The sequence below is a fragment of the Bradyrhizobium sp. U531 genome (assembly GCF_051710265.1).
Taxonomy (GTDB): Bacteria; Pseudomonadota; Alphaproteobacteria; order Rhizobiales; family Xanthobacteraceae; genus Bradyrhizobium.
Genome location: NZ_JASVEN010000001.1, coordinates 2,187,571 through 2,204,546, shown reverse-complemented (window position 1 = coordinate 2,204,546; position 16,976 = coordinate 2,187,571). Strand labels below are relative to the sequence as shown.

Annotated in this window: 18 protein-coding genes; 12 read left to right on the top strand and 6 right to left on the bottom strand. The window is 64.4% G+C overall.

What is annotated here, in order from left to right:
* Window positions 1–4 precede the first annotated feature (4 nt).
* Entirely contained in the window at window positions 5–898 is an 894-nt protein-coding gene (locus QRQ56_RS10860; protein ID WP_438739702.1) for an NAD(P)-dependent oxidoreductase, read from the bottom strand.
* A 227-nt stretch (window positions 899–1,125) separates the two neighbouring features.
* Between QRQ56_RS10860 and QRQ56_RS10855 the strand changes: the two genes are divergently transcribed.
* From QRQ56_RS10855 to dusA, 12 genes are all read left to right on the top strand, one after another.
* The gene (locus QRQ56_RS10855; protein ID WP_438739700.1) at window positions 1,126–2,481 is read left to right on the top strand and encodes an MmgE/PrpD family protein; all 1,356 of its coding nucleotides are present in this window, start codon (window positions 1,126–1,128) and stop codon (window positions 2,479–2,481) included.
* Between the two features lie 41 nt (window positions 2,482–2,522).
* A complete protein-coding gene (locus QRQ56_RS10850) occupies window positions 2,523–2,909 on the top strand; it encodes a carboxymuconolactone decarboxylase family protein (protein ID WP_438739698.1) in 387 nt (128 codons plus the stop codon).
* A 21-nt stretch (window positions 2,910–2,930) separates the two neighbouring features.
* The gene (locus QRQ56_RS10845) at window positions 2,931–3,740 is read left to right on the top strand and encodes an N-acyl homoserine lactonase family protein (protein WP_438739697.1); all 810 of its coding nucleotides are present in this window, start codon (window positions 2,931–2,933) and stop codon (window positions 3,738–3,740) included.
* Between the two features lie 275 nt (window positions 3,741–4,015).
* Complete coding sequence (locus QRQ56_RS10840; protein ID WP_438739695.1) at window positions 4,016–4,723, top strand: GntR family transcriptional regulator; 708 nt, start codon at window positions 4,016–4,018, stop codon at window positions 4,721–4,723.
* Window positions 4,724–4,771: 48 nt separating this feature from the next.
* Window positions 4,772–5,734, top strand: a complete 963-nt coding sequence (locus tag QRQ56_RS10835) for an ABC transporter substrate-binding protein (protein WP_438739693.1) — start codon at window positions 4,772–4,774, stop codon at window positions 5,732–5,734.
* A 5-nt stretch (window positions 5,735–5,739) separates the two neighbouring features.
* Entirely contained in the window at window positions 5,740–6,495 is a 756-nt protein-coding gene (locus QRQ56_RS10830; RefSeq protein WP_438739692.1) for an ABC transporter permease, read from the top strand.
* On the top strand, window positions 6,474–7,280 hold the full coding sequence (locus QRQ56_RS10825) for an ABC transporter ATP-binding protein (protein ID WP_438739690.1): 807 nt from the start codon (window positions 6,474–6,476) through the stop codon (window positions 7,278–7,280). The genes QRQ56_RS10830 and QRQ56_RS10825 overlap by 22 nt, the downstream gene beginning before the upstream one ends.
* Window positions 7,281–7,287: 7 nt before the next feature.
* On the top strand, window positions 7,288–8,097 hold the full coding sequence (locus QRQ56_RS10820) for an ABC transporter permease (RefSeq protein WP_438739689.1): 810 nt from the start codon (window positions 7,288–7,290) through the stop codon (window positions 8,095–8,097).
* A 9-nt stretch (window positions 8,098–8,106) separates the two neighbouring features.
* Window positions 8,107–8,766 carry a polysaccharide deacetylase family protein gene (locus tag QRQ56_RS10815; protein ID WP_438739687.1) on the top strand — a complete coding sequence of 220 codons (660 nt, stop codon included), beginning with the start codon at window positions 8,107–8,109 and terminating at the stop codon, window positions 8,764–8,766.
* A gap of 3 nt (window positions 8,767–8,769) precedes the next feature.
* Complete coding sequence (locus tag QRQ56_RS10810) at window positions 8,770–9,624, top strand: fumarylacetoacetate hydrolase family protein (RefSeq protein ID WP_438739685.1); 855 nt, start codon at window positions 8,770–8,772, stop codon at window positions 9,622–9,624.
* Window positions 9,625–9,660: 36 nt separating this feature from the next.
* Window positions 9,661–10,704: a uroporphyrinogen decarboxylase family protein gene (locus tag QRQ56_RS10805; protein ID WP_438739684.1), complete on the top strand. Its 1,044-nt coding sequence runs from the start codon at window positions 9,661–9,663 to the stop codon at window positions 10,702–10,704.
* A 372-nt stretch (window positions 10,705–11,076) separates the two neighbouring features.
* Window positions 11,077–12,072, top strand: coding sequence for a tRNA dihydrouridine(20/20a) synthase DusA (gene dusA, locus QRQ56_RS10800; protein WP_438739682.1), 996 nt, complete (start codon window positions 11,077–11,079; stop codon window positions 12,070–12,072).
* Window positions 12,073–12,220: 148 nt separating this feature from the next.
* Here the strand turns inward: dusA and QRQ56_RS10795 are convergent, their stop codons facing one another.
* The 5 genes from QRQ56_RS10795 to nhaD form a co-directional block, all read right to left on the bottom strand.
* Window positions 12,221–12,889 carry an outer membrane protein gene (locus QRQ56_RS10795; protein ID WP_438739680.1) on the bottom strand — a complete coding sequence of 223 codons (669 nt, stop codon included), beginning with the start codon at window positions 12,887–12,889 and terminating at the stop codon, window positions 12,221–12,223.
* Between the two features lie 193 nt (window positions 12,890–13,082).
* Complete coding sequence (locus tag QRQ56_RS10790; protein ID WP_438739678.1) at window positions 13,083–13,640, bottom strand: TIGR02281 family clan AA aspartic protease; 558 nt, start codon at window positions 13,638–13,640, stop codon at window positions 13,083–13,085.
* Between the two features lie 28 nt (window positions 13,641–13,668).
* Complete coding sequence (locus tag QRQ56_RS10785) at window positions 13,669–13,872, bottom strand: DUF1289 domain-containing protein (RefSeq protein ID WP_438739676.1); 204 nt, start codon at window positions 13,870–13,872, stop codon at window positions 13,669–13,671.
* A 44-nt stretch (window positions 13,873–13,916) separates the two neighbouring features.
* Window positions 13,917–15,512, bottom strand: coding sequence for a sensor histidine kinase (locus tag QRQ56_RS10780; protein WP_438739674.1), 1,596 nt, complete (start codon window positions 15,510–15,512; stop codon window positions 13,917–13,919).
* 138 nt (window positions 15,513–15,650) lie between these two features.
* The gene (gene nhaD / locus QRQ56_RS10775; protein WP_438739672.1) at window positions 15,651–16,931 is read right to left on the bottom strand and encodes a sodium:proton antiporter NhaD; all 1,281 of its coding nucleotides are present in this window, start codon (window positions 16,929–16,931) and stop codon (window positions 15,651–15,653) included.
* Between the last annotated feature and the right edge of the window lie 45 nt (window positions 16,932–16,976).

The following is a 16,976-nucleotide window of genomic DNA, read 5'->3' as shown; positions in this document are numbered from 1 at the left end:
GCGCTCAGCCGCGCATTTCCACGCCGGCCCATTCCTCGAGCACCTTGGCGATCGAGGTGAAGTCGGACGAGGCGCCATATTTGGCGTTGGTGATCGCGAGCATCTGCCGCACCACCGCGCCGCAGACCATCGGCACGCCCATGGCTTCGGCTTCGTCGACGCACAGCCGTACGTCCTTGTACGAAAGGCCGGTGGTGAAGCCGAAATCGAACGTGCCGGGCAGCACCGCGCGGGGGAATTTGTCCTCGGACGCGCTGTTGCGGCCGCTGCTGGCATTGATGATGTCGATCAGCACCTTCGCGTTGACGCCGCCCTTGACGCCCATCGCGACCGCTTCCGAGGTGATGACGAGCGCCGCCGCGGCCATCAGATTGTTGGCGAGCTTGGCGGTCTGGGCCACGCCGGGCTTGTCGCCGGTGTAGAACAGCTTGCCGAAAGTCTTCAGGATTGGCTGGATGGTCTCGTAGGTCGCCTGCGGGCAGGACACCATCACCGCCAGCGTGCCGTTGACTGCGCCCTTGATGCCGCCGCTCACGGGCGCATCGACGAGAGTCATTCCCTTGGCCTTCAGGCCTTCCGCGACGAACTTCGCCGTGCCGGGACCCGAGGTGGAGAGATCAATCACGATCTTGGCGCGATTGCCGCTGCTGATACCATCCTGGCCGAGCGTGACGGCCTTGACGATGTCGGGTGTCGGCAGGCTGGCGAGCACGATGTCGGCGCGCGAGGCGACGTCGGCGGGCGACTTTGCGAGTTGCGCACCGCGCTTGACCAGCGGCTGCGTTGCCTCGGCCTGCGTGTCATAGACGACGAGCGAGTAGCCCGCGTCGATCAATCGCCCCGCCATGGGGCCGCCCATGCGACCCGTGCCGATTACGCCGAGGATCTCTCCCGCCATCGTCTACTCCCTGTCGCGCGATCCCGAGGCGGGCGCGCTTTCTTGATCTCGTTGGTCAGTATTCATCGCCGGCCGGCCTTGTCGGCCGCCGTCGTCGTGGCTGCGGGATTCCGCGCCAGCGGGGCGGATTGTTATGATTGTCAGACAAGCTGTCAAGCATAACATTTGGGGTCGACAGTTTGCCGCGGATCGTCATATGGTCCGGGAAAACGAGGAAGACGCCCCGCGTGCCGCAAGATTCAATTTCGAGTGTGAGCCGGACGCTCGCCGATGTCGTCGCGGCGTCGTCATGGGCGGACGTGCAGGCGCAAAGCCATGAAGCGCGGCGATCGATCCTCAATTTCTTTGCGACCGCGCTCGGCTCCGCGCGCGATCCCGTCGTCGTCGCCGCGATGCGCGCGCTGGCGCCATTCAGTGGCGCCGCGAGGTCGACGGTGATCGGTCATTCCAAGCCGATGGATGCGCTCTGTGCGTCGTTCCTGAATGCAATATCGGCCAATCTGCTCGACTTCGACGACACTCATCCCGAGACGATCATTCATCCGGCAGCACCTGTGGCTGCTGCCATATTCGCGCTGGCGGAGACACGAAAGCTGTCAGGGCACGAGGTGCTGACGGCGTTCATTCTCGGCGTGGATGTCGAGTGCCGTATCGGCAATGCAGTCTCGCCGCGCCATTATGCGCGGGGCTGGCACATCACTTCGACTTGCGGGATTTTCGGCGCTGCCGCGGCCTGCGCGAAGCTCCTGGGTTTGCCGGCGGCAGGCATAGCGAACGCGATCGGAGTGGCGGCGAGCCAGTCGGCGGGCAATGTCGAGAACCTTCCGAGCGCGGCCAAGAATGTCAGCGTCGGCAATGCGGCGCGCAATGGACTGTTCGCCGCGCTGCTGGCGCAGCAGGGCTATGAGGCGGCGCCACAGGCAATTGAGGGGCCGCTCGGCTGGGCGCGCACCATGGGCGACGAGCCGGATCTCCCTCGCTTGCTCGACGGTCTCGGCAAGACCTGGGAAATTGCAAAGAATACCTACAAGCCTTATCCGGCCGGCATCGTTTTCCATTCGGTGATCGATGCCTGCCTGCTGCTGCGCGAACAGATTGGTCGTGGCGTCGATCAGATCGATTCGGTCGTCGTGCAGGGCTCGGCCCTGCTCCTTGCGCGCGGCGATCGTCCTGTGAACAACGAGCGCGATGCGCGCGTGAGCATCCATCACTGCGTTGCTTGTGGGCTGCTGCTCGGCACGGCGGGCGTGGCCGAGTTCGCGCAGGAGACTGTGGTTCGGCCCGATATCGCGCAATTGCGGCAGAAGGTGAGAGCGGAGCTCGATGCCCAAATGCCGGATGGCGCCGCGCGCGTCACTGTGCGCCTGGCCACCGGCAATATGCTCACCGAGACCGTCGTCTCGCCGCGCGGCAGCCGGGCTGCGCCGCTGTCGGACCGCGACATCGAGGACAAGCTGCGCGAAGGCGTAAGGACCGGCCGAAGCGATTGGGATGCGGAACGCGTCATCGACGCGGTCTGGCGGATCGATGCGGTCGATGATGTCGGCCATCTCCTGCAATCGCTGCGGCCGCCGCCGCGCTAGTCAACTTCCAACTACTCTCTCAAGACCTGAAAGGGACGATCATGAGCAAGACGGAACTGTTCGAAAAAGGACTCAAGGTTCGCAAAGAGGTGCTCGGCGAGGACTACGTCAACAAGTCGATCGCCGGCGCCGACGAATTCACCCGCACCATGGCGGAATGGTCGACCGAGTTTTGCTGGGGCGCGCTGTGGACGCGTCCGGGCGTCGATCGTCGCACGCGTTCGATCGTCAATCTGGCGATGCTCGGCGCGCTGAACCGCCCGCACGAGCTCAAGCTGCACGTCAAGGGCGCCCTGAAGAACGGGCTGACCAAGGAGGAGATCAAGGAAATCCTGCTCCAGGTCGCGGTCTATTGCGGCGTGCCCGCCGGCATTGATGCCTTTCGCAACGCGCGCGAGGCCTTCAACGAGGTTGATGCAAAGTCCTGAGCAGGGATCGTGTGAGCTGTCATGGCTGACCCGGAATACGAGCTGTTCGCCATCCGCTACGCCAAGCGCGATGCGCAGCGGAGCGAGCATTTCATCGGCGGCGATCCGCATGACGGGCCGATGCCGATGGACTACTTCATGTGGCTGGCGAGGGGAGGCGGCCGCAACGTCGTCATCGACACCGGCTTTAACGCAGACGTTGCAAGGCAGCGCAGGCGGACCTTCCTGCGCTGCCCCGTTGAGACGCTTGCCGCATTCAATGTCGACGTCGCCGACGTCAAGGACGTGATCCTCACGCATCTGCACTATGACCACGCCGGCAATTTCGACCGGTTTCCGAATGCGCGCTTTCACCTGCAGGAACGCGAGCTCGCCTACGCGACCGGGCGGTATATGCAATATCCCAGGCTGTCGCATTCCTTCGAGGTCGAGGATGTCTGCGGCATCGTGCGGCTGAACTATGCGCGCCGGGTGTTGTTTTACGATGGCGATGCCGAGATCGCGCCCGGACTGACGGTCCATGCGGCCGGCGGGCATTCCGCCGGTCTCCAGTTCGTTCGCGTCAACACGCGCCGCGGCCGGGTGGTGCTCGCCTCCGACGTCAGTCATTTCTACGAGAACATGACCAGCGAGCGCCCGTTCACGACGGCGTTTCATGTCGGCGACATGTTGGTCGGTTTCGACAAGCTCCGCGCTGCGGCGGTGGACGCAGACCACATCGTCCCGGGCCACGATCCGTTGGTGATGAAGCTCTATCCGGCGCCGAGTCCGGAACTGGAAGGGGTCGCGGTCCGCCTCGATGTCCTGCCGTCGGAGGCGCCACGGGGGTGAGCGGCGCTGCTGCAGGTCAAATGCGCGCTACAGGACGGTGGCATCGCCCCTCGCTCCGTCATTGCGAGCGCAGCGAAGCAATCCAGAATCCCTCCGCGGAAACAGTCTGGATTGCTTCGCTGCGCTCGCAATGACGTTGGAGAGAGCGAGGGCGCCTCGATCTGTAGTCTCGTCTCCGGTCTACGCGAAACCTAGTAAAAATCGATTTTCGATTTTCTATTGACCCCCGCCCGCGGCCTTGCAATCATCGTGGCATGGGTCCGCTTCAGTTCCAGTTGTCCGGGAGCCCCGGGGAAGGTCCGCGCAGCCTGACATCGGCGCTGCATGAGCGCCTGCGCGCCGATATCCTGGCGACGCGGCTGCTGCCGGGGCAGAAGCTGCATATTGCTGGTCTAGCAAAACAGTTTTCGGTGAGCCTTGCCGCCGTGCGCGAGGCGTTGTCGCGGCTCGTCGCCGACGGGCTCGTGCAGGCGTCCGACCAGCGCGGCTTTCGCGTAAGTCCGGTGTCGCTGGCTGATCTTGCCGACGTGACGCAGACGCGGATCGATATCGAGGGGCTTGCGCTGCGCCGCTCGATCGAGCGCGGTGACGATGCCTGGCTCGCCTCGGTGAAATCGGCCTGGGCAGAACTGAAGGCCGTTCCTTATCATTATCCCGATGATCCCACCGTGCACTACGAGGAATGGGTGATCCGTCACCGCATCTTCCATCGAGCGCTGGTCAATGCCTGCGGCTCGCCATGGCTGCTCGGTTTTCGCGATGTGCTGCACGAGCAGAGCGAGCGCTATCGCCGCCTCTCGATCCGCCGCGAACTCGGCAGCAAGCCGCGCGACGTCGAAGCCGAGCACAAGGCGATCGTCGCGGCCGTCGTCAAGCGCGACGCGGATGCGGCAGTTCGCGCCTTGTCAAAGCATTTCGGCATCACCAAAGAATTCGTCGAGCTCGCCGCCTCACGCATTGCGGAGGTGAGCCGCACGACCTGACGATCCCAAGAAATTCGGCATACAAAAAAGAAAGACCGGGAGGAAACAATGAAGATCAATCGCCGCCACGCGCTCTTGTCGCTTGTCGCCGCCACAATTCTGGCCGGACCCGCGAGCGCCGCCGACACTATTCGGGTTGGCTTGCCCACGAAGACCTATTGGCCGACGACCATCGCCGAGACGGCCGTGCGGCAAAAGCTGTTCGAGAAGGAAGGCATCCAGGCCGAGCTGACCATCTATCGCAGCGGCGCCGAGACCTTCGAAGGCATGGCCGCGGGCGCGGCCGACATCATCCTCGATCCGCCGTCGCTGGTCTCGGCCGGACGCAAGAAGGGCGTGATGTCACGGATCGTCGCCAATGCGGCCATGGGCAATTTCGGCTGGCAGTTGATGGTCCCGACCAAGTCGACCCTCGACGTCAAGGATCTCAACGGCAAGAAGGTCGCGATCACGGCGGCTGGCTCGGGCTCCGATCTGCTCGCGCTGTGGACCATCCAGGACAAGAAAATCGACTTCACCCGCGTTCCCGTCGGCGGTGGTGGCCTCGTGCCGAACCTGCTGGCCGGCAACGTCGAGGCTGCCGTGGTCTATTCGCCGCTGAGCTTCCAGATCTCGAAGTCCGGCGAGGCCAAGACCATCCTCGATTATGCGAGCGCAGTTCCGCCGAACCTCACCGCTGGCTGGATCGTGCTGGACAAACTCGCCGATGCAAAGCCGCAACTGGTGCAGAAGGCGGTGAATGCCCTTTATGGCGCGGTCGCCTTCATGCGTGCCAACCGCGACGTCACCGTCAAGCTGATCGCCGAGCTCTACGAGATGCCGCCGGAGATCGCGGGCCTCGAATACGACAACACGATCATGAAGCTCGAGACCAGCGGCGACATGGGCGCGGCCAACGTCAACGCGGCCGTGCAGCTCTCGCTCGACCTCGCCAAGCTCGGCGGGCTCAAGGACATCGTGCCGGTCGAGGACGTGATCTCGACCAAGTTCAAGCCCGTCCCGACCAAGTAGCTGCGATGCAGGGCTCGCTCGCCATCAACCTCGCGCGGATCGCGATCATCGTCGCGATCCTGGCGCTGTGGGAAATGCTGTCGCGCACCGGCATCGTCAATCCGCGCCTGCTGCCGTCGGCGTCCGAGACGTTCGTGACGCTCGGCGATCTCCTGCAGCGCGCCGCCGTGCAGAAGGATCTGATGGTGACCGCGACCGAGGTGCTGGCCGCGTTCGCGCTGGCCGTGCCCTTCGGCGCGCTGATAGGCTTCCTGGTCGCGGAGAACCGCTACTTCGCCGATGTGGCCAAGCCTCTGCTGTTCTTCGCTTTCAGCATCCCGAAGTCGATCTTCCTGCCGATGTTCATCCTGGTGTTCGGCGTCGGCTTTGCCCAGAAGGTCGGATTCGGCTTCTTCTCCACGATCTTCATCGTGATCATGTCGACCACGACGGCGGTAGAGTCGGTCAAAGTCGAGCATCTCACGGTGGCGCGGTCCTATGGCGCCACGCCATGGCAGACCGCGTTCCGCGTCTATCTGCCGAGCATGCTGCCGGTACTGCTGGAAGCGTTGCGGATCTCCATGATCTTCAACCTCACCGGCGTCATCCTCGCCGAGATGTACGCCTCGCGCGACGGCATCGGCCATCAGATTGCCACCTGGGGGGAAAATTTCCAGATGAAGCAGCTCCTCGCCGGCGTCGTGATGGTCGCCGCGATCGCCATGACCTTCAACGAACTTGTCAGATGGGTGGAAACGCGATGCAGCCATTGGCGAACGTGACCCCGTTGAAGCCCGCTGCGCGCGCGGGCGCGATCGAGGTGAAGAATGTCGGCCAGGTCTTCAGGACCAGGTCGCAGGACGTCGTTGCGCTCGACGACGTCTCGCTCGATATCAAGCCCGGCCGCTTCGTCGTGCTGGTCGGCCCGAGCGGATGCGGCAAGTCGACACTTTTGATGATGATGGCTGGCCTGCGCCAGCAGACCTCGGGAACGATCACCATCAGCGGCGCGCCGATCCCGCAGCCAGACCCTGATCGCGTCGGTGTGGTGTTCCAGGAGGCCAGCCTGTTTCCCTGGCTGACGGCGGAGGACAATGTCGAGTTTCCGCTGGCGCTGCGCGGCGTGCCCAAGGCCGAGCGCCGGGCCAAGGCGCAGGATGCGCTCAAGCTGGTTGGGCTCGAAGGTTTCGGCAAGCGTCATCCGCATGAGCTCTCGGGCGGCATGAAGCAGCGCGTCTCGATTGCGCGCGGGCTGGTGCAGGATCCGCCGGTGCTGCTGATGGACGAGCCGTTCGCCGCGCTCGACGAGCAGACCCGTATGACCATGGGCGACGAGCTGCTGCGCATCTGGGCCGCCACCGGCAAGACGGTCGTGTTCGTCACGCACAGCCTGACCGAAGCGGTCTATCTCGCCGACGAGGTGATCGTGATGTCGGCGCGGCCCGGCCGGATCGTCGATCATCTGCAGGTGCAGCTGCCGCGGCCGCGCACCTACGAAATGCTGAGCGGCGATGCTTTCGGGAGCTTGCGCGACCGCATCTGGCGGCACATCCGCAAATCGGCGTGAGGCGGAGATGAGCGCCAAAATAAGCGCGAAGTCGCTGCGATATCTGATCGTGATCGGCCTGATTGCGCTATGGGAGTTCTTGCCGCGCATGGGGCTCATCCCTGAACTGTTCCTGCCGTCGCTGTCGTCGACGTTGATCGCAGGTTGGACCGACGCGGCCGAATACGGTCATGCGCTTGCGGTGACGCTCTACGAGGTCGTGGTTTCCATGGCGTTCGCCTGCGGCGGCGGCATCCTGCTCGGCGCCATCGTCGGCAGCCTGCCGCGCCCGCGCGTGCTGATCATGCCGATGGTATCGAGCCTCTATGCGGTACCACTTGTTATCCTCTATCCCGTCTTCACTGTGTGGCTCGGCATCGGATCCGAATCCAAGATTGCGTTCGCCTCGATCTACGGCTTCCTGCCGACGATGCTCGCCACCGCCGCCGGCATCCAGACCATCGATCCGCAGCTCCTGCTGGCGGCGCGCAGCATGGGCGCAACGCTGAGCCAGCGGCTTGTCCGCGTCATCATTCCCGCGGCGATCCCGACGGTGCTGTCGGGCCTGCGCGTCGGCGGCGCGCTGGTCATCGTCGGCGTCGTGGTCTCGGAGATGCTGATCTCCTCGGCCGGCATCGGCTATCTCATCTCGCGCTACCGCACCATCCTCGACAGTCCGCACGTGTTCGCAGGCGTGCTGCTCGTGCTGTTCATGGCGATCGCTTTCAACGCGGGGATCCGGTGGATCGAGCGCAAGGCCGCGATCTGGCAGACCGGCACCCGCGCCGGCCAGGCCAATGACGAGGTCGCGTCGGGCGCGATGCAGCCGGCGACCTGAGGTATTGGCGTGTACGATCTGACCCTGACATTCGACAACGGTCCCGATCCCGACGTGACGCCGCGCGTGCTCGACATTCTCGGCGAGCGGGGGATCAAGACCACCTTCTTCGTCATCGGGGAGAAGCTCGCCGATCCCGCACGGCGCGACCTCGCGGTGCGCGCGCACGGGGAGGGGCACTGGATCGGCAATCACACCTTTACGCACAGCATTCCGCTCGGCGAGCAGAAGGACGGCAAGACCGCGGAGAATGAGATCGGCCGCACGCAAGGACTGATCGGCGATCTCGCTCATCCGCAACGTTGGTTCCGCCCGTTCGGAGGCGGCGGCAATCTCGATACGCGGTTGCTGAAGCCGTCCGTGGTCGACCATCTCGCTCGCAACAAGCACAGCTGTGTGCTCTGGAACTCCATTCCGCGCGACTGGGACGACCCCGATGGCTGGGGCGCACGCGCGCTCGACCAGTGCAGCAGTCAGCCCTGGACGCTGATGGTGCTGCACGACCTGCCGACCGGTGCGATGGACCATCTGGAGCGGTTCCTCGACCGCGCCGAGATCGCCGGTGCCCGGTTTCGCCAGGACTTTCCGTCGCAATGCGTTCCAATCCGCAACGGCGAGATCGCGCTTCCGATCAACGATTATGTTTCCTCCATCGAAGAGAGACTTTGACTGATGAAAGTTGCAAGCTTCACGACATCAGGCACCGCGAGCTACGGCATCGTTACCGACAAAGGGGTCATCGACGCCGGCAAGCGCCTGAAGGCCTATCCGACGCTGAAGGCGCTGCTGGCCAAGGGATCGCTCGACGAGCTGAAGAAATTTGTCGGCGAAAAGCCCGATTACGCGCTGCAGGACGTCGCGCTGCTGCCGACCGTGCCCGATCCGGACAAGATATTTTGCATCGGCGTCAATTACGCCACGCATCTGGCCGAGAGCGGGCACCCGACGCCGGCGCATCCGATGATCTTCACCCGCTTTGCCAACAGCCAGGTCGGCCACGGCCAGCCGATGATCCGGCCCTTGGAATCCGAGCGGTTCGACTTTGAGGGTGAGATGGCCGTGATCATCGGCAAGGCCGGCCGCCGCATTTCGCGCGAAGCCGCGCTCAGCCATGTCGCCGGCTATGCCTGCTACAATGACGGCAGCATCCGCGACTGGCAGCGCCATACCTCGCAATTCGCTCCGGGCAAGAATTTCGCGGGCACTGGCGGCTTCGGCCCCTGGATGGTCACGACCGACGAGCTGACCGACGTCACCAGGCAGACCCTGATCACGCGCCTGAATGGCGTCGAGGTGCAGAAGGCGCCGATCTCCGACCTCGTGTTCGACGTGCAGGCCCTGATCGCCTACTGTTCGACCTTCACAGAGCTCGCGCCGGGCGACGTCATCGTCACCGGTACCACCGGCGGCGTCGGCGCCTATCGCACGCCGCCGCTCTGGATGAAAGGCGGGGACACCGTCGAGATCGAGATCTCCGGCATCGGCATTTTGCGCAATCCCGTCAAGGACGAGGGACGCGCGGCGTGAACGGTCGCGCTCAACAACAATAAGAAGGAGAATCCCATGACCATGCCAACGCACATCCTGCCGACCACGGTGGTCGGAAGCTATCCGCAGCCGGAATGGCTGGTGAATCGCGCCATGCTGTCGAAGGTGGTGCCGCGCACCCGCCTCCACGACATGTGGCGGTTGCCGGCGGAGCATCTGGAGGAGGCGCAGGACGATGCCACCATCGTCGCGATTCGCGACATGGAGCGCGCCGGCATCGACATCGTGACCGATGGCGAGATCCGCCGCGAGAGCTACTCCAATCGCTTCGCCACCGCGCTCGAGGGGATCGACGGCGACAATCCCGCGATGATCGTGGCGCGCACCGGCAACACCCAGACCCCGGTGCCGCGCGTCGTCGGCCCGGTGAAGCGGAAGGGGCCGGTCGAGCTGCACGACATGCAGTTCCTGCGCAAGAACACGGAGCGCGCCGCGAAGATCACGCTGCCGGGCCCGTTCACGATGAGCCAGCAGGCCAAGAACGAGTTCTACAAGGACGAGGAAGAGCTCGCGATGGCGCTTGCCGAGGCCGTCAATGCCGAAGCGCTCGATCTGCAGAAGGCCGGCGCGGACGTTATCCAGCTCGACGAGCCCTGGGTCCGCAACAATCCGGAACTCGCCAAGCGCTACGCCGTCAAGGCGATCAACCGCGCCCTGCAGGGCATCACGGTGCCGACCGTCGTACATCTCTGTTTCGGCTATGCGGCGGTCGTACCGGGCTCGAACAAGCCGGCTGGCTATTCCTTCCTCGCCGAGCTCGACGACACCATTGCCGATCAGATCTCGATCGAGGCCGCGCAGCCGAAGCTCGATCTTGGCGTGCTCAAGGATCTCTCGTCGAAGAAGATCATGCTCGGCGTGCTCGACCTCGCGGATCCCGCGATCGAGAGCGTCGACACGGTCGCCGACCGCATCCGCAACGGCCTGAAATACGTCTCGCCGGACCGTCTGGTTGCCGCGCCCGACTGTGGCATGAAGTACATGCCGCGCGCGACCGCGTTCGGGAAGCTGAAAGCGATGTGCGATGCGGCGGCCAAGGTGCGGCAAGAAATCGGCTGACGCAGCTTTCGGCCGGCGAGGATCATCGCCGGCGTTTCGAATGCCGCCGGATTACTGACAGGGCGCGTCGGCACGAGAAACTCCAGCAAACGCGCAATCCGGTGCGGGGCGCGGTGCTGTCATGGCCAAGGCTCGAGGACCTGCCGCAGGCGGCAGGCCCAACCTCGCTCCATGGCAAGCTCGTTGGGAAGGAGTCCGATGAGGTCGCCCTGGCGGCCTTTGGCGCGGAAGTCGACCGCCCGTGTGCACTCCCAAATTCGTGGGCACTACGTGTGCACCGAGAGGTTAAAACAGGTACAAGCGTGTGCTATTTCGACTAGCTTGGGGGGCACATGGTCCGGGTTCATTCCATTGAGGGCGTAGGATAAGATATTGAAATCGCAGAGCTATCTCTTTTCCGTCGCGCCCATGATGGATTGGACCGACCGGCACTGCCGGGTGTTCCACCGCCATCTGACGCGGCGGGCGCTGCTCTATACGGAGATGCTGACCACGGGCGCCGTCATTCATGGCGACCGGGAGCGGCTGCTTGGATTCGACGCGGTCGAGCATCCGGTGGCGCTGCAGCTTGGCGGCTCGGATCCGCACGAGCTCGCGCAGGCTGCGCAGATCGGCGAGGCGTTCGGCTATAACGAGATCAACCTCAATGTCGGCTGTCCGTCGGACCGCGTGAAGGACGGCCGCTTTGGCGCTTGCCTGATGGCGGAGCCGGCGCTCGTGGCGCGATGCGTCGAGGCGATGAAGCGCGCCGTCGCAGTTCCCGTCACGGTGAAATGCCGCATCGGCATCGACGATCAGGATCCGGAAGTCGCGCTCGATGCGCTCGCGCGCGCGGTGGTGGCTTCCGGCTGTGACGCGCTGATCGTGCATGCCCGCAAGGCGTGGCTCAACGGCCTGTCTCCGAAGGAGAACCGCGACATCCCGCCGCTCGATTATGACCGCGTCTATCGCCTCAAGCGCGCGATGCCCGATGTGCCCGTCATCATCAATGGCGGCATTCCCGGAATAGACGAGGCGAAGGCGCATCTCGACCATGTCGACGGCGTCATGCTCGGCCGCGCCGCGTATCAGGAGCCGTGGCGGCTCCTCTCCGTCGATGCCGATATCTTCGGCGAGCCTGCGCCGCACGCGACCATGCAGGACGCGCTCGCGGCGATGATGCCCTATATCGAGCAGCAGCTTGCGCGCGGTACGCGGCTGCACGCGATCACCCGGCACTTCGTCGGTGCGTTCCACGCCGTGCCCGGTGCACGGGCGTTCCGCCGCCATCTGGCCGAACAGGGGGTGAAGCCGGGGGCCGGTCTCGAGGTGCTGCGCGATGCGATCGCGCGCGTCGGTGCACGCGCGCCGGCCGAGGCGGCGGCCTGAAGCGCGATGAGATTTGGATAAATCGTCATCGCGCTTACGGTTGTTGTTCGCGCATGACCTTTCCGGAAAACCGCTTCGCACTTTTCCGGATCATGCTTGAGCCGCAAGCACGAAGAGCCGGATCGCGACATCCGGCTCTTCGCTGGTCTCAGCGGAACAGGTCGAAGTGATAGTTCAGACCGACGCGGAAGCTGTGGAATTTCGCGGCGTTCCAGTCGGGCAGATCGTCATGCTTGAACTCGGTGTAGAGATACTCGGCCTTGGCCGACCATTTCGGCAGGAACGCCCATTCGACGCCGCCGCCCGCGGTCCAGCCCATCTTCATCTTGTTGATCGGCCCGTCCTTCAATTCGCCGGCGGCAAGACCTGCGGTCCCGAACAACAGCAGGCGTGAATCCATCGTCGCGATGCCAGCGCGGGCGCGACCGGTCATGTACCAGGGCAAGCTCACCGCCGCGCTGTTGAGCGCGTCGTGGTTCTTGATGTCGCCGCCTTCGAAATCGTTCTCGATGCCGACCACGAACATGGGCGAGAGCTGGTAATTGTAGCCGATCTGCACGCCGCCGACGGCACCCTTGACCTTGCCGCCGCTGGTCCCGACGAGATTGTTGAAGGCGTCGTCGCCGCTCTCGGAATAGCCGGCGTTGAAGCCTGCATAGAGACCGGTCCAGGAATACACCGGCTGCGGAGCCATATAGGTGGAGGAGGGCGCTGCAGGGCGCGGCGACAGGTCCGCAGCCGAGGCGCTGCCCGCGGCGAACGCTGCGGCAAACGGCAGGATCCGCAGGGTGCGGCGGATGGCGGCTCTTGCAGTCATGATTTTCGATCTCCCACTTGGCCGCATCCCCTCGGGCGAGCGGCTTGTCCAAACCCCGGAACGCAATCGTTATAAACCGACTAGGCGGTTTGTAAATAGCCGGAAAAGCACACCTGCGGCTTGATTGTCCGGAAACGGAGGATGTCGGCTTGCGCGGGCGCTGGCGGCTGTGGTGCCGCAATTCCCGCCGCGATCAGTCGATCGCCGTGCGCGGGCGGCGATGGCTGATCTGCAGCTCGGGATAGCCCGTCAGCATCAGCTTGTCGGCGCGCACGCCCCAGCTCTCCAGGCGGTCGAGGAAGCTCATGCCGAGCAGGTTGGTCTTCATCTGCCCGCGCGGGACGACGAGGGCCGGCACCGATTTCTCGACGAGATGGCCGACGGAGAGACGGTCGAGCGTGAGGCGTGCGGCCTTGGTATGGCCGCCCGCGGTTTCGAGATCGACGTCGTATTCGAGCATCTCGAGCGGCAGCCCGATGGCTTTCGCGGTTTCCCAGGTCAGCACCACCGAGGTCGCACCGGTATCGATCACCATGGGCGCCGCGACGCCGTTGATCTTCGCACGCAGCGCAAATTCGCCGCCCTGGCCGCGCGGGATCTGCACGGCGGGGGCGGGCGTCGCCGGCGGCTGCGCGCGAAAAATGTGCGAGACCTTGTGCTTGGCGCGCACGATCTGATCGGGATCGCCATAGGCGACGACCGCGCCGGCCGTGCCGGCGAGCATGACGAGAACGAGCAGGAAGCGGATCATCGCGCGCCTCCGCAGGCGTGGAGGACGGTCAGGCGCGTTTCTGCGATCCTGAGATCGGCACAAGCCCGGCTTCCGTCATGCGTGCCGGCAACGAGGCCATCACCGCGAGCCGTTCGGAGCTGTCCATGGCGTGCCAGCGCGCGATCTCGGGCAAGGTCCGGCCGCAGCCGAAGCACAGCTTGGTCTTGGGATCGATCATGCAGACGGCGACGCACGGCGTTTCTTTGCTCATTTGGACATAGTGAGGGATTGGCGGGCATGTCTGCAAGCATCTGATTACGAGCCCGTGCCGGCGCTCATGATCGGCTTGTTGCGCGGCCGGCGCTTCTCGTCGGGCAGTACGGAACTCTCCGGCTGGAGCGGCGGAGAGTCCTCAGACAGCGGCGCAAGCGCGCTCATCACGCGTTCCGGCGGGAAGGTGACGATCACCTCGGTGCCGATGCGCAGCTTCGATTTCAGCGTGAACGTGCCGCCGTGCAGGTCGATCAGATTCTTGGCGATCGGCAGGCCGAGGCCGGCGCCCTGTTCGGCCGATTTGATCGAGTTGGAGCCCTGGCCGAACGAGGCGAGCACGACCGGGATCTCGTCCTCGGGGATTCCGGAGCCGGTATCCTTCACCGAGAGATATTGCCCGCCCGAAGCGGTCCAGCCGGCCTTGAGCCAGATCTCGCCACCCTGCGGGGTGAACTTGATCGAGTTGGAGATCAGGTTGAGCACGACCTGGCGGATCGCGCGCTCGTCGGCCCAGAGCCGCGGCATGGCCTGCTCGAACACTTCGTGGATGGTGATGCCGCGGCTCGTGGCACGCAGCTTCATCAGATGATGGCAGTCGGCGACGATGCCGACCAGCGACACCGCTTCCTCGTTCAGCTCGTAGCGGCCGGCCTCGATCCGCGACAGGTCGAGGATCTCGTTGATGAGGTTGAGCAGATGCACGCCGGAATTATGGATGTCGGCGGAATATTCCTTGTAGACCGGCACCGCATGCGCGCCGAAGATCTCGCTCTTCATCACCTCGGAGAAGCCGAGGATGGCGTTGAGCGGCGTGCGCAGCTCGTGGCTCATCTGCGCGAGGAAACGCGACTTGGCGACGTTGGCGGATTCGGCGCGGTGGCGGGCTTCGTCCGAGATCGCCTTGGCCTGTTCCAGCTCGCCGATCAGCGCGTCCTTCTCGGCGCGCGCTTCCAGCGTGGCGAAGGTGGAGGAGTGCAGGCGATGCGCCAGCAGCACGAAATAGCCTTCCGCGGCGAGCGCGAGCGCGGCCAGGATGTAATTGTCCAGCGAGCCGGTCATCGCGAAGCTCAGCGCCATGGCGACCGCGACCGGCGCGGTGGCGGCGAGCGCTGCGATCGGAAGATTGGCGGCGAGCATGCTCGATACTGCGATCACCAGCAGCATCAGGAACATCATCAGCGTTTCCGTGACCATGTCGAGCACGGGATGGATCAGGATCGCCATCCAGCACAGGCCATAGAGCAGGTCGAGCACAACGAAGCGCGTCCGCCACGCGCGCGTTGCCGCAGGCGAGGCGGGTTCGGTCAGGAAGCGCCGGCAACTGCGGACCATCGCACTGTGCAGGCAGAGCATGCCGGCGGTCCAGGCGGCGGCGGGGATCGGCTGCATCCACAGGCCGAACAGCACGCCGGTCGCGACCACCAGCAGCATCACGACATAGGAGGCCGACAGCCGCGTCTGGGCATATTGGCGCAGCATCTCGGCGTCGAAGGCCGGACGGGTTCCACTCGTCGACGTTAACTTGTCCCGCGCCTCGCGCACCCGCTGCGCCGCAGCCCGTCGGCTGCTCGCCGATGGAGCGCTCACCGGCTCGGCCGGAAGCTGCACTACCTCAGGCTTTTCAGCGGGGTTACTCATCAAGCAACAACGATTCCTGCCCACGCCGGACGCGGGCCTTCTGCATTGTCTATCTCTGGCAAGAAATCCTTAAGAGGTGACTTAAGGAGCTAAAGAATTACGTTAACCCGGCGTTAATTCGGATCCGATCCGCGCCGTTCAGTGCAGCGCGGCGTGCTGGACGATGTAGACCATCGCCCCCGCCAGATAGCCCACGAGCGCCGGCCCCGCGATGCGGCGGGCGTACCAGAAGAACTCGATCTTCTCGAGGCCCATGGCGGCAACGCCCGCGGCCGAGCCGATGATCAGGATCGAGCCGCCGGTTCCGGCGCAATAGGCGATGAACTCCCAGATGAAGCTGTCCGGCGGATATTGCACCAGATTGTACATGCCCATGGTGGCGGCAACGAGCGGCACGTTGTCGATGATGGCGCTCAGGAGCCCGAGCAGGATGACGATGACGTCGAGACGGCCGACCGTGGTGTCGAGCCATTTCGCCAACAGCTCGAGGACGCGGGCGTGCTCGAGGCACGCCACCGCCATGAGGATGCCGACGAAGAACACGATCGAGCTCATGTCGATGCGCGTCAGCGCATGGACGAGGGTGAGGGGACGGCGCGCATCCTCGTCCTTGTGACGGTGCACGACTTCACCGACCAGCCACAGGACGCCCAGCCCGAAAAGGATACCCATGAACGGTGCGAGGTGCGTCACCGCCTTGAACACCGGAACGGCAACCAGCGTGCCGAGGCCGAGATAGAACATCAGATTGCGCTCGAACACCTCGACCCTGAGGGCCTGCTCGCGCCCCTGCAGCGGAGGGACGATCTCTTTGCCCTTGAGCGAATAGCCGATGATGAACAGCGGGATCAGCAGGTTGAGCAGCGAGGGCAGGAACACCGCCTTCATGATGTTGACCGGCGAGATCTGGCCTCCGATCCAGAGCATCGTCGTGGTGACGTCGCCGATCACGGTCCAGGCGCCGCCGGCATTGGCGGCGATGACGATGATGGACGCGAACAGCAGCCGATCGCCCTTGTTGCCGATCAGCTTCTGGATCAGCGAGATCATCACGATGGTGGTCGTCAGATTGTCGAGGATCGCGCTCAGGAAGAACGTCACGAAGCCGATGATCCACATCAGCGTGGTCTGCTTCGTGGTGCGGATGACCGAGGTGATGACCTCGAAGCCGTTATGGGCGTCGATCACCTCGACGATCGTCATCGCGCCGATCAGGAAGAAAACGATCTGCGCGGTCGAGGCGACGGATTCGTCGAGCTGGTGGTTGACCAGCGAGGCGTCGCCGACGGACATCGCATAGATGGTCCAGAGCAGGCCCGCTCCGAGGAGGGCGGAGGCGCTCTTGTTGACGCCGAGAGGGTGTTCGAGCGCGATGGCAGCATACGCAAGGATGAAAATGGCGGCGATCACGCTCAGCAAGTCAATTCCCCCCGGAATTCGTTCTTCAGTTCAATGCGGGGCTCG

Excerpts from the sequence above, each read along its gene's own strand:
- QRQ56_RS10785 (WP_438739676.1), bottom strand. The coding sequence starts at position 13,872 with ATGAGCAAAGAAACGCCGTGCGTCGCCGTCTGCATGATCGATCCCAAG.
- QRQ56_RS10820 (WP_438739689.1), top strand. The coding sequence starts at position 7,288 with ATGAGCGCCAAAATAAGCGCGAAGTCGCTGCGATATCTGATCGTGATC.
- QRQ56_RS10860 (WP_438739702.1), bottom strand. The coding sequence starts at position 898 with ATGGCGGGAGAGATCCTCGGCGTAATCGGCACGGGTCGCATGGGCGGC.
- QRQ56_RS10850 (WP_438739698.1), top strand. The coding sequence starts at position 2,523 with ATGAGCAAGACGGAACTGTTCGAAAAAGGACTCAAGGTTCGCAAAGAG.
- QRQ56_RS10780 (WP_438739674.1), bottom strand. The coding sequence starts at position 15,512 with ATGAGTAACCCCGCTGAAAAGCCTGAGGTAGTGCAGCTTCCGGCCGAG.
- QRQ56_RS10845 (WP_438739697.1), top strand. The coding sequence starts at position 2,931 with ATGGCTGACCCGGAATACGAGCTGTTCGCCATCCGCTACGCCAAGCGC.
- QRQ56_RS10805 (WP_438739684.1), top strand. The coding sequence starts at position 9,661 with ATGACCATGCCAACGCACATCCTGCCGACCACGGTGGTCGGAAGCTAT.
- QRQ56_RS10795 (WP_438739680.1), bottom strand. The coding sequence starts at position 12,889 with ATGACTGCAAGAGCCGCCATCCGCCGCACCCTGCGGATCCTGCCGTTT.
- QRQ56_RS10830 (WP_438739692.1), top strand. The coding sequence starts at position 5,740 with ATGCAGGGCTCGCTCGCCATCAACCTCGCGCGGATCGCGATCATCGTC.
- QRQ56_RS10835 (WP_438739693.1), top strand. The coding sequence starts at position 4,772 with ATGAAGATCAATCGCCGCCACGCGCTCTTGTCGCTTGTCGCCGCCACA.
- QRQ56_RS10810 (WP_438739685.1), top strand. The coding sequence starts at position 8,770 with ATGAAAGTTGCAAGCTTCACGACATCAGGCACCGCGAGCTACGGCATC.
- QRQ56_RS10790 (WP_438739678.1), bottom strand. The coding sequence starts at position 13,640 with ATGATCCGCTTCCTGCTCGTTCTCGTCATGCTCGCCGGCACGGCCGGC.
- QRQ56_RS10825 (WP_438739690.1), top strand. The coding sequence starts at position 6,474 with ATGCAGCCATTGGCGAACGTGACCCCGTTGAAGCCCGCTGCGCGCGCG.